The sequence below is a fragment of the Nonomuraea dietziae genome, assembly GCF_014195505.1.
GTDB classification, from domain to species: domain Bacteria; phylum Actinomycetota; class Actinomycetes; order Streptosporangiales; family Streptosporangiaceae; genus Nonomuraea; species Nonomuraea roseola.
The window spans coordinates 7,152,269-7,166,431 of sequence record NZ_JACIBV010000001.1 but is presented as its reverse complement, the minus strand read 5'-3'; the positions used below and the strand labels follow the sequence as shown (position 1 = coordinate 7,166,431).

Genomic DNA, 14,163 nt, shown 5'->3' with positions numbered 1-14,163 from the left:
GCACGTTATGCGGCAAACAGCACGGGCAGGGGACGCACATGCATGACGATGACTACCGTCCCGAAGAGCACTCCTCTTCCGGCAAGCCCATGGTTCCTTCGACTCCCCGTGATGTCGTCCACATCAGGGCGGGCTCCTTCATTCTGGTCTTCCTCTTCGCGATCGGCGCGATCAGCATCATCGCGGGGATCGGCTGGCTGGCCATCGTGGCGGGCGTGCTGGTCGTGGCCACCATCGTGGACATCGTGCTGGCCGTCCGGCGGCAGAAAGAGCGTGGCGCGGGAGAGGCGGGTTGATGCGCTCGTCTCGCGTGGTGGTGGTCACGGGGGCGAGCGGTGGTGTGGGCAGAGCGGTGGCGCGTGAGCTCGGCGCGCGCGGCGACTCCGTCGCGCTGATCGCCAGGGGCACGACCGGACTGGCCGCCGCCGCGGTCGACGTGGGCGCCGCGGGCGGCGCGGGGGTGGTCTATCCCGCCGACGTCTCCTCCTACGAGGAGGTACGGCAGGCCGCCGAGGGCGTCGAGCGCGACCTCGGGCCGATCGACGTGTGGATGAACGTCGCCTTTTCCTCGGTGTTCGCGCCCTTCTCCGAGGTGACCCCCGAGGAGTTCGAGCGGACCACGGCGGTGACCTACCTCGGTTACGTGTGGGGCACCAAGGTGGCGCTCGACCTGATGCGCCCGCGCGGCAAGGGCGTCGTGATCCAGGCCGGGTCCGCCCTGGCCTACAGGGGGATCCCGCTGCAGTCGGCCTACTGCGGCGCCAAGCACGCGATCAAGGGGTTCACCGAGTCGGTGCGCACCGAGCTGATGGCCGAGGACAGCGGGGTGCGGGTCTGCATGGTCCAGCTGCCTGCGCTGAACACGCCGCAGTTCGACTGGGTGCTGTCGCGGCTGCGGCGGCATCCGCAGCCGGTGGCGCCGATCTTCCAGCCGGAGGTCGCGGCGCGGGCCCTGGTCCACGCCGCCGACCATCCCGAGCGCAGGGAGTACTGGGTCGGCTCCTCCACGGCGCTCACCCTGCTCGGTCAGCGCTTCGCGCCGGGTCTCGTCGACCGCTACCTGGCGAGAACGGGCAAGTCCTCGCAGGTCGCGACCGACAAGCCGCCGACGGGCGTGGCCAACCTCTGGGAGCCGGCCGACGAGGAGCACGACTACGGGGCGCACGGGAGCTTCGACGACAGGTCGCACGCTCACAGCGCGCAGCTCTGGCTGTCCCAGCACCGCAGGCCCGTCCTCGTCACACTGGGCGCCGCGGCGGCGGGCGCCCTGGCCGCTCGCGCGCTGCGCAGGTGACACTGGCGCGCCGCTGACATAGCGAGAGCCGGGCGGGGTAGGCGGCGGGAAACCTTAGGAGGACCGATGCCCGAGCGGGATGTTCAGTACTTGTGTGAGTTGGCCATGCAACTACGGGTGGACTCGGTGCGGAGCTCCGACGCCGCAGGCTCAGGCCATCCGACCTCGTCGATGTCGGCGGCCGACCTCATGGCCGTCCTGTTCGCCCACCACCTCAGATACGACTTCGACCACCCCGACAATCCCGCCAACGACCATCTGATCTTCTCCAAGGGGCACGCCTCTCCCCTGCTCTACGCGCTCTACAAGGCGGCCGGCGCCATCACCGACGAGGAGATGCTGACCTTCAGGAAGAGGGGCAGCCGGCTGGAGGGGCACCCGACGCCGCGCCTTCCCTGGGTGGACGTGGCCACGGGCTCCCTTGGCCAGGGGCTGCCCGTGGGCGTGGGCGTGGCCCTGGCGGGCCGGCGCCTCGACCGCCTGCCGTACCACGTGTGGGTGCTGTGCGGGGACAGCGAGCTGGCGGAGGGCTCGATCTGGGAGGCCGCCGAGCACGCGGGTCACGAGGGGCTCTCCAACATCACCGCGATCGTGGACGTCAACCGCCTCGGTCAGCGGGGACCCACCCGGCACGGGTGGGACACCGGCGCGTACGCGCGCAGGTTCGGCGCCTTCGGCTGGCACACGATCGAGGTGGACGGGCACGATCCCGGCCAGATCGACTTCGCTCTCGGCGACGCCAGGAACACCCGCAGGCGGCCGACCGTCATCCTGGCCCGCACCCGCAAGGGCGAGGGCGTCAACGACGTGGACAACCGCGAGGGCGCGCACGGCAAGCCGCTGAAGGACGCCGAGCACGCGATCGTGGAGCTGGGCGGTGAGAGAGGCGTCACCGTCAAGGTCAGCCCGCCCGAGGTCTCCCGCCCTCCGCACACCTTCACCGGCGGGCCACTGGCGCTGCCCTCCTATCCCCTCGGGGAGAAGGCGGCCACCCGCAGCGCGTACGGCGCGGCGCTGAAGGCGCTCGGCGCGGCCCGTGGCGACGTGGTGGCGCTCGACGGCGAGGTGGCCGACTCCACCAAGACGGAGGAGTTCGCCCACGCCTTCCCCGAGCGCTTCTTCGAGTGCTACATCGCCGAGCAGGAGATGATCGCCACGGCCGTCGGCCTGCAGGTGCGCGGCTGGGTGCCGTACGCGGCGACGTTCGCCGCCTTCCTCACCAGGGCCTACGACTTCATCAGGATGGCCGCGATCAGCGGCGCCGACCTGCGGCTGATCGGCTCGCACGCGGGGGTGTCGATCGGCGAGGACGGCCCCTCCCAGATGGGGCTCGAGGACATGGCGATGCTGCGCGCGCTCCACGGCACCACCGTGCTGTACCCGTGCGACGCCAACCAGACCGCCGCGCTGGTCGCCGAGATGGCCGACGTCTCAGGCATCTCCTACCTGCGGACCACGCGAGGCGAGACCCCTGTCATCTACGAGCCGGGCGAGAGGTTCCCCGTCGGCGGGTCGAGGGTGTTGCGGCACGCCTCCGACGACAGGGCCACCATCGTCGCGGCGGGGATCACCGTGCACGAGGCGCTGGCCGCGGCCGACCTGCTGAAGCAGGAGGGCATCTCCGTCGGGGTGGTGGACATGTACTCCGTCAAGCCCGTCGACAGGGCGGTGCTGAACGAGGCGGCCACCACGACGGGCAACCTCATCACGGTCGAGGATCACCGGCCCGAGGGCGGGCTGGGGGACGCCGTGCTGGAGGCGGTTTCGGAGCTGGGCCCCCGCGTGGTCAAGCTCGCGGTGCGCGGGATGCCCGGCTCAGCCGCCCCTGGAGAGCAGCTGGCCGACGCGGGGATCGGAAGGGACGCGATCGTGGCCGCGGTCAGGCGGCTGCTCTGAAAGCCAGGGGGATCCCGGTGAGTGTCGGGATCCCCCTGGCTTTCAGCGCGACTTGGCGCTCTCGCGCCTGTTGGCCTTCTTGATGGCTTCGACCAGCTCGGACTTGGTCATCCTGGAGCGCCCTCTGACGCCGAGCCTGGCGGCCACGCCGTACAGGTGTTCCTTGCTGGCGTTGGCGTCCACGCCCTCGTCGGTCCGTCCTGAGCGGTCGGTCGCGCCCTTGTCGGAGGGACCCTTACGCGCCTTCGGCTCCCAGTGGTCGCCGACCTTCTCGAAGGAGTGCTTCAAGGCCGAGAAGGCGGTCCGGTGGGCCCGCTCGCCTTCGCCGTAGGTCTCGACGGCCGAGTCGTGGGCCTTGATCCACGTCTCCTGCGCCTTCTTGGGGGACCTGGCGATGGTCGACGGCATCTCCTGGCGTGCTGGCATGACAGCCCCCTTTCCCGCTGTTCTAGATCGTCGGAGGATCGGTGTAGCGTCGCTCCTCGTAGACCGTTGTCCTGTCCCTCTCCGTCTCCACCGGAGCCACGATCTCCCGCGTCACCCTGACCCTGTAGAGACCGAACAGCATCAGAGCGATGCCGCCCAGCATGAGGATGACGCCCACGACGTTGATGTCCAGGCCGGCGACGTCCCAGTCGACAGCCCACGTGAGCACGGCGCCGAGCATGATGAGGAAAATGCTTCCGGCGATGGTCATGGAATACCTCCCTAAAGCCAAGGAAACTTCTATCCCCATGTCGAGAAACAAACCCGTCGTCGTCGTCGGGCTGATGGGCTCGGGCAAGACCACCGTGGCGCTGCTGCTCGCGCAGGCCCTCGGCGTGCCGATGAGCGACAGCGACCCCTATCTCAGGGAGCGGTACGGCAGGAGCGCCGCCGAGATCGCGAAGGAGGAGGGCGCCGGCGTCCTGCACGAGCGGGAGGCCGAGCACGTCCTGAGCGCCCTGGGCGAGAACCAGGTGATCACCGCGGCCGCCAGCACCGTCGAACGCCCGGAGGTGCGCGAGGCGCTCAAGCGGGCGTTCGTGATCTGGCTGGACGCGACGCCCGAGGTGCTGGCCCAGCGGATGAAGTCGAGCGACCACCGCCCCGACTTCGACCCCGCCCTGATGAAGGCCCGCCGCGACCCCTACTTCAGGCAGATCGCCGATCTGCGCGTGGACGTGACCTCGACGCTTCCCCAGGAAGCGGCCGACAAAGCGCTTGACGCCATGTGATACCCAAGACGCATGTTCGCCACCAAACCCACCCTCGTCGGGGAGCTGGTCACGCTCCGCCCCGTCGGCCCCGAGCACGTCGCAGGTCTGCTCGAGGGCGTGCGTGACCCCGAGCTCCAGCGACTGACCGGCTCGCACGCCGGCGCGGACGAGCCGGCTGCCCTGGCCCAGTGGTACGCCACCCGCAAGGACCACGCCGACCGTCTCGATTTGGCCGTCTGCCACGACGAGGAGTACGTGGGCGAGATCGTGCTGAACGAGCTCGACGCCGACAACCTCTCCTGCAACCTGCGGATCATGCTGACCAGGCCCGGCAGCGGCTTCGGCACCGAGGCGATCAGGCTGGTGCTCGACCACGCCTTCGCCACCACCCCGCTGCACCGCGTCAGCCTGGGTGTCTACGCCTTCAACGAGCGAGCTCTCCACGTGTACAAGAAGGTGGGTTTCGTCCAGGAAGGCGTCCTGCGCGACGCCCTGCTGTGGGAGGGCCGGTGGCACGACGAGATCGTGATGTCGGTGCTGCGCGAGGAATGGGTCACAACCAAACCTGGGATTGGCGCATCTAAGCTGCCGTGACGACGCGTTTGCTCCCGGGGGATCCGGACCGGCTGGGTGGCTACTGGCTGGCCGGGCGGCTCGGCTCGTGCTTCGACGCCTACGACAGTGGCGGCAGACGTTTTGTGATCAAGAGGGCGCGCGGCAGGGCGCCGTCGGTCGCACCGCACTGCGTGGCCAGGGTGGTGGAGTCGGGGCCCGGCTACGTGGTCAGCGAGTTCGTGCAGGGCCCGAGCCTGCGTGAGGCCGTGGCGCACGCCGGTCCCTACGCCGGCGACCGGCTGCACCGGCTGGCCGTGGCGCTGGCCACGGCGCTGGTCGCCATCCACGACGCGGGGGCGGCCCATCGCCACCTGGGGCCCGACTCCCTGCTGCTCGGCCCTGAGGGCCCCAAGGTCACAGGGGTGGGCACGGCGCGGACGCAGGGCCCCGCTCCCGAGGTCTTCACCGACAGCGAGGCCGGCGCGCCGGCCGACGTCTTCTCCTGGGGCGCGACCGTCCTGTTCGCGGCGACGGGCCGTGACCCCTTCGCCGCGGAGAGCCTGGGCGAGCTCATGCACGCGGTGCTGACCGTCGACCCCGACGTCGGCGACCTGCCTGAACCGCTCAGGTCGATGGCCGCCAGGGCGCTGGCCAAGCGGCCCGAGGACCGCCCCACGGCGCGCGAGCTGCTGATCGGGCTGACCGGCAGCGCCGAGCCCGCGGTGGGCGCGCACCTGGCCGCCGAGATCAGGCCGCCCGAGGACCTGCCGGGCCCCCGCCCGCTCGGCGAGGTGGCCGAGCAGGTCTACCAGGAGCTGCCGCCCGAGCAGCAGAGCGCGCTGCCCGAGCTGCTGCTGCGCATGCGCGAGCCGGGCAGGCTCCCTCTGGCCGAGGTCGAGGACGAGCCCGTGGTCGCCGCGCTGACCGAGGCGGGCCTGCTCGTACGGCGGAGCATCGCCGTCCCTCCCTCCGACCGTCCTGAGGGCCGCCTGGTGGCGGTCGCCGACGACTCGATAGGCCCGGTCAGCCCCGCGCTGTTCCACGCATGGCCGAGGCTGCGCTCATGGTCGGAGGATGTCACTCCGTTCAGGAGGCGGAAACTGGTACGCAGGGCCATGGTCGCGGGCCTGGCCGCCTGCGTGGCCATGGTGCTGGCGGTCACGGCCGTGACCGTACGGCAGGGCGCGGAGCGCCGGCACGAGACGGCGGAGACGGTCGCGCGGACGGTGGCGGCGCGGGCCGAGAGCCTGCGCAGCGCCGACCCCAGGACCGCGATGAAGCTCAGCGTGGCGGCGTGGAGGCTCGCGCCCGTGCCCGAGGCGCGCAACGCCCTGCAGCGCTCACTCGGCCAGACCGACCTGGGCGCCTTCACCGACCCCGGGCAGAGCGGCGGAGCCGCCTACCGGCTGGCCGACGACGGGAAGAGCCTGCTCAAGCAGCGCTCCGACCAGGTGGAGGTATGGGACCTGTCCACGGAGCGGCGGACGGCCGAGCACCGGCTTCCCGTGCCCGCCGACGCCTGGACCTCCCTCACCGGCGACGGCAGGGTCTACGCCGCGGGCGACGAGGCCGCGGTGCGGGTGTGGAACCTCGAGTCGGGCGCCGAGATCGAGGGCGAGTGGCCTGGTGGCAAGCCCGCGCTCCACGGGAGGGGCGAGCTTGTGTCGGTCTCGAACGGCTTCCGCACCAGGCTCTACCGAGCGGGCGGTGACGCCGGCGGTGGCGGCGGACCCTTGCTCGACGTGACGGACAGGGCGATCACCACCTCCCCCGACGGCCGCTGGGCGGCGGTGTCCTCGGTGACGGGCGAGGTCGTGGTGTGGGATCTCGACCGGCGCAGGCGCCTCTACGCCCGTACGACGCGGCCGTCCGTCAGCACGATGCGGATCGAGTACCCGCCCACCACGGCGTTCAGCCCCGACGGCAGGCTGCTGGTGATCGGTGGCGGCGAGGGAGGGCTGGTCCTCCACACCGTCACAGGCGAGCCAGCGGCCACCCTCAGCCTGGCCGAACGCAGGACCGGCGTCTGGGGCCCGCTGGTCTTCTCACCTGACGGCCGCTACCTGCTCGAGCCGCTCGAACCCGAGGAGGTCGACCCCGTGACGCGCGCACGGAGCGGCCCTGTGACGGACGCGCCCTCCCTGCGGCCGCCCGAACAGCCGCAGCCGGACGAGCCCGAGATCGGCCAGGAGGTCCGCCTGTGGGAGGTCCGTGAGGGCCGGCTGCTCGGCACCTTCCCCGCCAGGAAGGCGACGGGCGACTTCGCCTTCTCCGCCGACGGAAGGGCCCTCCGCTACACCGCCGAGGGCGGCAGGGTGCTGTCGCTCGACGTCTCCGACGTGCTCACCGAGTCTCCCCGGCAGGAGACCGTGGCGCTGAGCGCCACCACGCAGTCCGCCTACGCCCCCGCCCAGCGCCTGCTCTCGCCCGACGGCAGGATCGCCGCGATCGGGGCGGAGTCCTCGACCAGGCTCTACGACGTCGAGGCGCGCAGACCTCTCGGCGACCTGCCCGTCGCGGGCGAGCTGTCCTTCGACGCGCGCGGCAGACTGCTGGCCGTGGCGGGAGAGCCGGCCACCACCGTCTGGGACGTCGACACGCGCGAGAGGGTCGCCGAGGTGCCGACAGGCCAGGTCTTCGCCGTGGCGCTGTCGCCCGACGGCGAGCTGCTCGCCACCTCCGGCGACGGTGGGCTGAGGCTGTGGAGTGTCCCCGAGGGCAGGCAGGTCAAGGGCCCCCTCGACACGACCAGAACGCCGCTGGCCTTCACACCCGACGGCAGGCGGCTGTTCGCCGGTGATGACGTGGTCGAGCTGGCGACCGGAACCGTCAAGGAGACGGGAGGCGGCAGCACCATCGCCACCGCCTTCAGCCCCGACAGCCGATGGGGCGCCTTCATCACCGACGCCGACTTCTTCTTCGTGTGGGAGCTGTCCACCTGGCCGAAGCGGCCGGTCATGAAGGCGTCCGGGTACGGCACCGGCATCAGGTTCTCCCCCGACGGCAAGCTGATCGCGATGACGGGTGAGTACACCTCGCTGTGGGACGCGGCCACGCTGCACGAGATCAGCAGGGTGCCGCTGGGGCAGGACGTCGCCGACGTCGCCTTCAGCGCCGACGGGACCCGCCTGATCGGGCTGCTGAAGGACGGCACCGTGCGCGAGAGCCCCGTCGACCCCTCCATGGCCGCGAAGGCGGTGTGCGCCAAGGCGGGAGGCGCGCTGGACGAAGAGGGCTGGAAGCGGCTTTTCCCTGAAACGCCCTATCCCGGCGGGATGTGTTCCTAAGCGGCTCTAGGGTTGCGCTCATGGATCCCGTCCTCAGCCGCCGCGCTCTCAACAGGGCCACCCTCGACAGGCAGCTCCTGATCACCAGAACCACCAGGCCGGTCATCGAGGTCATCGAGCACGTGGTGGGGCTGCAGGCGCAGACCCCGCACTCCTGGTACACGGGCCTGTGGAACCGCATCGAGGACTTCCGCCCCGAGGACGCCGCCGAACTGCTCGAGAGCAGGCAGATCGTCCGCATCGCGCTCCAGCGTTCGACCATCCACCTGGTGAGCGCCCGCGACTGCCTGGCCATACGGCCGCTGGTGCAGGTCGTGACCGAGCGCATGACGCGCTCCACCTTCGGCAGGAAGCTGGAGGGCGTCGACCTCGACGAGCTGGCCGGGCTCGGGCGCTCGCTGCTGGAGCGGGGGCCGATGACGTTCGCCGCGCTGGGCAGGGCGCTGGGCGAGCGCTGGCCCGGCCACGACCAGCACGCGCTCGGGCAGGGCGTGCGCTGGCTGGTGCCGCTGGTGCAGGTGCCGCCGCGAGGGGTGTGGGGCAGGAGCGGGCCGATCGCCCACACCAGCGCCGCGTCGTGGCTGGGATTCGAGGCGCCCCCGATGACGCCCGGCGAGCTGGTGCTGCGCTACCTGAGGGCCTTCGGCCCTGCCGGGGTGAAGGACGTGCAGACGTGGTCGGGGCTGACGCGCCTGTCGGAGGTGGTCTCGTCGCTCGACCTGGTGACCTACCGCGACCCCTCGGGGCGGGTGCTGTACGACCTTCCCGACGCCGAGCTGCCGCCGGAGGATCTGCCGGTGCCCGTCCGGTTCATGTACGACTTCGACAACCTCTTCCTCTCCCACGAGGACCGCTCCAGGGTGGTCGAGCACGTGGACCTGCTCAGGCGGTTCGCCCCCTACAACGTGCAGCCGAGGACCATCCTGGTGGACGGGTTCCCCGCGGGCGACTGGACGACGGCTCGGGCGAAGGGGACGACGACGCTGACCATCCACCGGTGGGAGCCGTTCGACCCTGCCGAGGCGGTCGAGGAGGGCCGGCAGGCTGCTGGCCTTCCTGGCACCGGAGGACCGGCACGACGTCGTGATCTCGGAGGGCCCCTCCAGGACGTAGGCCCGGTCACCGGCCGAGGCTCCCCAGGAAAGGGTCACTACCCTGGGGGCGTGCTGAGTAGTAATCGCCTGCGGGTGCTCCTTGAAGTGTTCAGGACGGGGAGCATCGCGGGCGCGGCCAGGGTGCTGAGGCTCTCTCCTTCGGCGGTCTCCCACCAGCTGTCCCGTCTGGAACAGGAGGCGGGCGTCGGGCTGGTGGAGCGCAACGCCCAGAGCCTGCGCCTGACCGAGGCGGGCCGTCGCCTGGCGCTCAGGGCGCAGGAGGTCGTGGACATCATCGAGGCGGCGGAGAAGGATCTGCTCGCCCAGGCCAGGGTGGACGCGGGCGAGCTGCGCATCGGCTTCTTCGCCTCCGCGGGCTACCGGCTGCTGCCCCTCGCGTTGTCGCGCTTCGCCTCCAGGTATCCACAGGTGGCGCTCGACCTGGTGGAGGGCCAGCCGTACGAGCTGCTGCCCGATCTGGAGCGCGGCGCGCTCGACGTGCTGGTGGTCTTCGAGCACGCCCTCGACCCGTGGAAGTGCCCCGAGGGGGTGGAGGTGGTGCACCTGTTCGACGAGCCGCAGCTGCTCGTCGTGCCCGCAGGCCACCCCGCGGGCCTGCGACCCAAGGTACGGCTGGCGGAGCTGGCCGACGAGCCGTGGATCACGACGTTCGGCGCCGACCACCCCGTGTCGATCCTGGAGCGGGCCGGCACGCTGGAGGGCTTCTCCCCGCAGATCCGCTGCCGCAGCGACCACTACGAGGTGACCATCGGGCTCGTGCGGGCCGGGCTCGGCGTGGCGCTGGTGCCGAGCCTCGGCCTGCACGGCGCCTCGGGGCTGCAGATCTGCCGCCTGGCGACGCCGAACCTGTTCCGCAGGATCGGCGTCGCGCGAAGGCCGACCAACCCCAACCCCGCCGCGATCTCGTTCCTGGCCTATCTGCGCACGGCCTCGGCCCAGCTCAGGAACTCACTGGAGCCCGCGCTCAGGTGAGGCGAGGGCCAGCCCCGCCTGCCGTACGGCGGTGGCCAGCTCGTGGTCGCTGCCGGGCGGCCCGCAGGCGAGCACCGCGTAGGCCACCCGTCCTGACATGATCCCGACGTCGGTCCTGACGCCGTCGTCCGTGCCGGTCTTGTTGGCCAGCCAGCCGCCCTCCGGGTCGTGCCTGACCAGAGCGGGCACGAGGCTGTGGTCGGTGTTCTGCCGCATCCAGCCGCGCATGAGCACCTGCCAGCCCTCCTCGCCGCTGACCAGGACGGCCAGCGAGACCAGCTCGGCCGCGGTGCCGATGGCGAAGGTCGGCGGGTGCTCGGGGCCCCTGGGCTCCCTGACACGGTCGAGCAGCCTGGTCCTCGACAGGCCGAGCGCGGCGGCCGCGGCGTTGACGCGCTCCACGCCGACCCTGCGCAGCAGCGCGTTGGTCGCGGTGTTGTCGCTGATCGCGGCGGTGAGCAGGGCGAGGTCGCCGACGGTCCACGCCCTGTTCGCGAGCGAGGTCAGCAGCCCGGACCCTGCGCAGTAGTCGTCGTCGAGCAGCTCGACGGGCTCGTCCGCGCCCAGGATGCCGCCCTCGATGCTCATCGCCACCTCTGCCAGCAGCAGCAGCTTGCCGACGCTGGCCAGAGGGAGCTCGACGTCCTCGTTGACGCCGTGGGCCTCCCCCGTGAGCAGGTCGCGTGTCGCCATGGCGAGCGTGATGGCGTTCACAGGGCGAGGATCCTTCCTGGCCGCCTGGCGGTGAGCGTGCCGTCCTCGACGGCCACCTCGCCCGCGACGACGACCGCGGTCAGGCCGGTGGGCGGCAGCAGCGGGTCGGTGTAGGTGGCGCCGTCGGCCACGGTGCTGGGGTCGAGGAGCACCAGGTCGGCGTGGGCGCCGTCGCGCACCACTCCCCTGCCGTCGAGGCCGAAGCGCTCGGCCGCCATGCCGGTCATCTTGTGCACGGCCGTCTCCAGGGGGAACAGGGCCTGGTCGCGGGAGTAGCGGCCGAGAACCCTCGGGAAGGCGCCGGCCAGACGAGGGTGAGGACGGCCGGGCTTGGGCACGCCGTCCGAGCCGATCATGGCGAACTCGCTGGCGAGGACGCGCACGACGTCGTCCTCGCGCATCGAGTGACTGATGATCGTCACCTCGCCCTGCTCGGCGAGCAGCAGCTCGGCGGCGGCGTCGAAGGGGTCGCCGCCTAGCTCGGCGATCGTGCGGCCCTCCACCTCGGGGTGGCCGGTGGCGCCCGCCACCGAGATGCGGTCCCATCCGCCGTTGCCGACGGTGTTCTCCCAGCCGGGCACGCCCTCGGCGATGGCCCTGCGCATCCGCTCCCGCTCGGCTCTGTCGCGCAGCCTCTCGAGCAGCGCCTCGGTGCCGCCGTCGTTGGCCCACGGGGGGAACATCGCCGACAGGGAGGTGCTGCCCTCGGTGTAGGGGTAGACGTCGCAGGTGATGTCGAGGCCCTGCTCGCGCAGCGCCGCGATGCGCGGCAGGGTCCGCTCTGTCCTGCCCCAGCCGTGCCTGCCGGCGGTCTTGTGGTGGCTGACGTGGAGCGCGGCGCCGCTCGCCCTGGCGATCTCGACCGCCTCCTCCAGCGCCTCCTCGACGCGCGACATCTCGTCCCGCAGGTGCGTGACGTACGGCCTGCCGTACCGTGCGGCCACCCTGGCCAGCGCGACGACCTCGGCGGTGTCGCCGTAGGTGCCGGGGGTGTAGATGAGGCCGGTGGACAGGCCCGCCGCGCCCGCCGCCAGCGCCTCGTCGAGCAGGGCGCACATGGTCTCGAGCTCGCGGGCGGTGGCGGGGCGGTCCTCGTAGCCCATCACGCCCGCTCTGAGGGTGCCGTGCCCGACGAGCGAGGTGAGATGGTTCGATCGCGGGGCCTGCCGGTGCGCCTCCACGAACGCCCCGTACTCCTGGAAGATCGGGATGTCGCCGCCGAAGCCTGCCCTGCTGGACCTGCGCAGGGCGGGAACGCGCCCGGGCAGGGCGGGAAAGAGGCTGGACCCGCAGTTGCCGCAGATCTCTGTGGTGACGCCCATCCGCACGGGGGCGGCGGCCAGCTGCCTGCCCCGCTCGCCGAGCAGGGTCACGGCGTCGGAGTGGGTGTGCACGTCGATGAAGCCGGGGGTCACCACGAGCCCTTCGGCCTCGATCACCCTGGCCGCGCCCCGCTCCTGGGCGACCGCGGGGTCGCGGGGGAACAGGACGACGCGACCGGCCGCGACGCCGACGTCGGCGGGGCACAGGGGGGCGCCGGTCCCGTCGGCGACGAGCGCCCCGCGGATCAGCAACTCGAGGTTCACAGGACCTGCCCGAGGAAGGCACGGGTGCGGTCGTGCCGAGGGTTGGACAGGACCTCGCGCGGCGGCCCCTCCTCCACGATCACGCCGTCGTCGATGAACACCAGATGGTCACCCGCCTCCCTCGCGAAGCCCATCTCGTGGGTCACCACGATCATCGTCATCCCGCTGGCCGCCAGGTCGCGCATGACCTGCAGCACCTCCTGCACGAGTTCGGGGTCGAGCGCGCTGGTCGGCTCGTCGAAGAGCATCACCTTGGGGTTCATGGCCAGGCTGCGCGCGATCGCCACGCGCTGCTGCTGCCCGCCCGACAGCTGGCTGGGATAGTGCCCTGCCCTGTCGGCGAGCCCCACCCTGTCGAGCAGCGCGAGCGCCTGCCGTCTCGACTCCTGCCGGGCGACGCCCTTCACCGTGCGCGGGCCCTCCATGACGTTCTCCAGCGCGGTCATGTGCGGGAACAGGTGGAAGCGCTGGAAGACCATCCCGATCTCCTGGCGCTGCCCGCACAGCTCCTCGGGGCGCAGGTGGTGCAGCTTTCCCGCCTTCTCGCTGAAGCCGATGAGCTCACCGTCCACCCAGACGCGTCCCGAGTCGATCGTCTCCAGGCGGTTCACGCAGCGCAGCAGCGTGGACTTGCCCGAACCCGAAGGGCCGACCACGCAGACGACGCCGCCCGGCGCCACGTCGAGGCTGACGCCCCTCAGCACCTCGAGACGACCGAAGCGCTTACGCACCGATTCGATCTTCACCATGCTAGTGGCCACGGCTGAACCGCCTCTCCAGGAAGCGCTGGCCGACCGTGGCCACGCTGGTGAGCAGCAGGTACCAGGTGGAGGCGACCACCAGCAGCGCGATGACCTCGAAGTTGTCCAGGTAGATGCGTTGCGAGACGGTCAGCAGCTCGGCGCCCGAGATGACCGAGACCATCGAGGTGGTCTTCAGCATCGAGATGAACTGGTTGCCGGTGGGTGGGATGATCACGCGCATCGCCTGCGGCAGCACGATCCTGCGCAGGATCTGCCGGTGCCTCATGCCCAGCGACTCGGCCGCCTCCCGCTGTCCCGGATCGACGGACCTGATGCCCGCCCGCACGATCTCGGCCATGTAGGCGCCCTCGTTGATGGTCAGCCCGAGCAGCGCCGCGGTGAACGGCGTGATCAGCTCGTTGGCGGGCCACTGCAGGAACATCGGGCCGCCGAACGGGATGCCGATCCCGATCTCGGGGAAGACCAGGCCGATGTTGAACCAGAAGATGAGCTGGACCAGCAGCGGCGTGCCGCGGAAGAACCAGGTGTAGAGCCCTGCGGCGCCGCGCAGCACCGGGCTGTCCGACAGCTGCATGACCGCGGCCGTCACGCCGAGCGCGACCCCGATCACCATGGACAGCGCGGTGAGCGCGATCGTGATCCACAGGCCGCCGAGGATGCGGCCGTCGAGCAGGAAGCCGACGATCACATCCCAGTGCAGGTTGGGGTTGACGATGATCGTGTAGGCCAGCCAGACCATGACGAGCGCCGCCACCGCCGCCGCGACCACCCGCCCAGGCCC

Annotated in this window: 13 protein-coding genes; 7 read left to right on the top strand and 6 right to left on the bottom strand. The window is 71.4% G+C overall.

The window, feature by feature from the left end; all coding sequences use genetic code 11:
* The first annotated feature begins 38 nt into the window (after window positions 1-38).
* The 3 genes from FHR33_RS34200 (at window position 39) to FHR33_RS34190 (ending at window position 3,190) form a co-directional block, all read left to right on the top strand.
* A complete protein-coding gene (locus tag FHR33_RS34200; protein ID WP_183656655.1) occupies window positions 39-296 on the top strand; it encodes a hypothetical protein in 258 nt (85 codons plus the stop codon).
* Window positions 296-1,294 (top strand): SDR family oxidoreductase, encoded by a 999-nt coding sequence (locus FHR33_RS34195; protein ID WP_183656652.1) that lies wholly within the window; start codon window positions 296-298, stop codon window positions 1,292-1,294. The genes FHR33_RS34200 and FHR33_RS34195 overlap by 1 nt, the downstream gene beginning before the upstream one ends.
* Before the next feature lie 66 nt (window positions 1,295-1,360).
* A complete protein-coding gene (locus tag FHR33_RS34190) occupies window positions 1,361-3,190 on the top strand; it encodes a transketolase (RefSeq protein WP_183656649.1) in 1,830 nt (609 codons plus the stop codon).
* 42 nt (window positions 3,191-3,232) lie between these two features.
* Here FHR33_RS34190 and FHR33_RS34185 read toward each other — a convergent pair whose 3' ends face one another.
* Together FHR33_RS34185 and FHR33_RS34180 are read right to left on the bottom strand one after the other, a co-directional pair.
* Window positions 3,233-3,616: a ChaB family protein gene (locus tag FHR33_RS34185; RefSeq protein ID WP_183656646.1), complete on the bottom strand. Its 384-nt coding sequence runs from the start codon at window positions 3,614-3,616 to the stop codon at window positions 3,233-3,235.
* A 22-nt stretch (window positions 3,617-3,638) separates the two neighbouring features.
* Window positions 3,639-3,887 (bottom strand): DUF6458 family protein, encoded by a 249-nt coding sequence (locus FHR33_RS34180; protein ID WP_183656643.1) that lies wholly within the window; start codon window positions 3,885-3,887, stop codon window positions 3,639-3,641.
* 37 nt (window positions 3,888-3,924) lie between these two features.
* Here FHR33_RS34180 and FHR33_RS34175 point away from each other — a divergent pair, with 37 nt between their 5' ends.
* Genes FHR33_RS34175 through FHR33_RS50820 form a run of 4 tightly spaced genes read left to right on the top strand, consistent with a single transcriptional unit; the run spans window position 3,925 to window position 10,318 of the window.
* Window positions 3,925-4,407: a shikimate kinase gene (locus tag FHR33_RS34175; RefSeq protein WP_183656641.1), complete on the top strand. Its 483-nt coding sequence runs from the start codon at window positions 3,925-3,927 to the stop codon at window positions 4,405-4,407.
* Between the two features lie 12 nt (window positions 4,408-4,419).
* Window positions 4,420-4,983 carry a GNAT family N-acetyltransferase gene (locus FHR33_RS34170; protein ID WP_183656638.1) on the top strand — a complete coding sequence of 188 codons (564 nt, stop codon included), beginning with the start codon at window positions 4,420-4,422 and terminating at the stop codon, window positions 4,981-4,983.
* A complete protein-coding gene (locus FHR33_RS34165) occupies window positions 4,980-8,231 on the top strand; it encodes a protein kinase domain-containing protein (protein WP_183656635.1) in 3,252 nt (1,083 codons plus the stop codon). Before FHR33_RS34170 ends, FHR33_RS34165 begins: the two co-directional genes overlap by 4 nt.
* 20 nt (window positions 8,232-8,251) lie before the next feature.
* The gene (locus FHR33_RS50820) at window positions 8,252-10,318 is read left to right on the top strand and encodes a DNA glycosylase AlkZ-like family protein (protein WP_246452270.1); all 2,067 of its coding nucleotides are present in this window, start codon (window positions 8,252-8,254) and stop codon (window positions 10,316-10,318) included.
* Here FHR33_RS50820 and FHR33_RS34150 read toward each other — a convergent pair.
* Genes FHR33_RS34150 through FHR33_RS34135 form a run of 4 tightly spaced genes read right to left on the bottom strand, consistent with a single transcriptional unit; the run spans window position 10,295 to window position 14,151 of the window.
* Window positions 10,295-11,032, bottom strand: coding sequence for a serine hydrolase (locus tag FHR33_RS34150; protein ID WP_312895841.1), 738 nt, complete (start codon window positions 11,030-11,032; stop codon window positions 10,295-10,297). The two genes, FHR33_RS50820 and FHR33_RS34150, sit on opposite strands and share 24 nt — an antisense overlap.
* Window positions 11,029-12,618 (bottom strand): N-acyl-D-amino-acid deacylase family protein, encoded by a 1,590-nt coding sequence (locus tag FHR33_RS34145; RefSeq protein ID WP_183656630.1) that lies wholly within the window; start codon window positions 12,616-12,618, stop codon window positions 11,029-11,031. The genes FHR33_RS34150 and FHR33_RS34145 overlap by 4 nt, the downstream gene beginning before the upstream one ends.
* The gene (locus FHR33_RS34140) at window positions 12,615-13,367 is read right to left on the bottom strand and encodes an amino acid ABC transporter ATP-binding protein (RefSeq protein WP_183656627.1); all 753 of its coding nucleotides are present in this window, start codon (window positions 13,365-13,367) and stop codon (window positions 12,615-12,617) included. The genes FHR33_RS34145 and FHR33_RS34140 overlap by 4 nt, the downstream gene beginning before the upstream one ends.
* A gap of 1 nt (window position 13,368) precedes the next feature.
* On the bottom strand, window positions 13,369-14,151 hold the full coding sequence (locus FHR33_RS34135) for an amino acid ABC transporter permease (RefSeq protein WP_312895840.1): 783 nt from the start codon (window positions 14,149-14,151) through the stop codon (window positions 13,369-13,371).
* Between the last annotated feature and the right edge of the window lie 12 nt (window positions 14,152-14,163).

Bases quoted from the DNA above. Each gene is read 5' to 3' on its own strand.
- FHR33_RS50820 (WP_246452270.1), top strand. From the start codon at position 8,252: ATGGATCCCGTCCTCAGCCGCCGCGCTCTCAACAGGGCCACCCTCGAC.
- FHR33_RS34190 (WP_183656649.1), top strand. From the start codon at position 1,361: ATGCCCGAGCGGGATGTTCAGTACTTGTGTGAGTTGGCCATGCAACTA.
- FHR33_RS34185 (WP_183656646.1), bottom strand. From the start codon at position 3,616: ATGCCAGCACGCCAGGAGATGCCGTCGACCATCGCCAGGTCCCCCAAG.
- FHR33_RS34195 (WP_183656652.1), top strand. From the start codon at position 296: ATGCGCTCGTCTCGCGTGGTGGTGGTCACGGGGGCGAGCGGTGGTGTG.
- FHR33_RS34180 (WP_183656643.1), bottom strand. From the start codon at position 3,887: ATGACCATCGCCGGAAGCATTTTCCTCATCATGCTCGGCGCCGTGCTC.
- FHR33_RS34140 (WP_183656627.1), bottom strand. From the start codon at position 13,367: ATGGTGAAGATCGAATCGGTGCGTAAGCGCTTCGGTCGTCTCGAGGTG.
- FHR33_RS34175 (WP_183656641.1), top strand. From the start codon at position 3,925: ATGTCGAGAAACAAACCCGTCGTCGTCGTCGGGCTGATGGGCTCGGGC.
- FHR33_RS34170 (WP_183656638.1), top strand. From the start codon at position 4,420: ATGTTCGCCACCAAACCCACCCTCGTCGGGGAGCTGGTCACGCTCCGC.
- FHR33_RS34200 (WP_183656655.1), top strand. From the start codon at position 39: ATGCATGACGATGACTACCGTCCCGAAGAGCACTCCTCTTCCGGCAAG.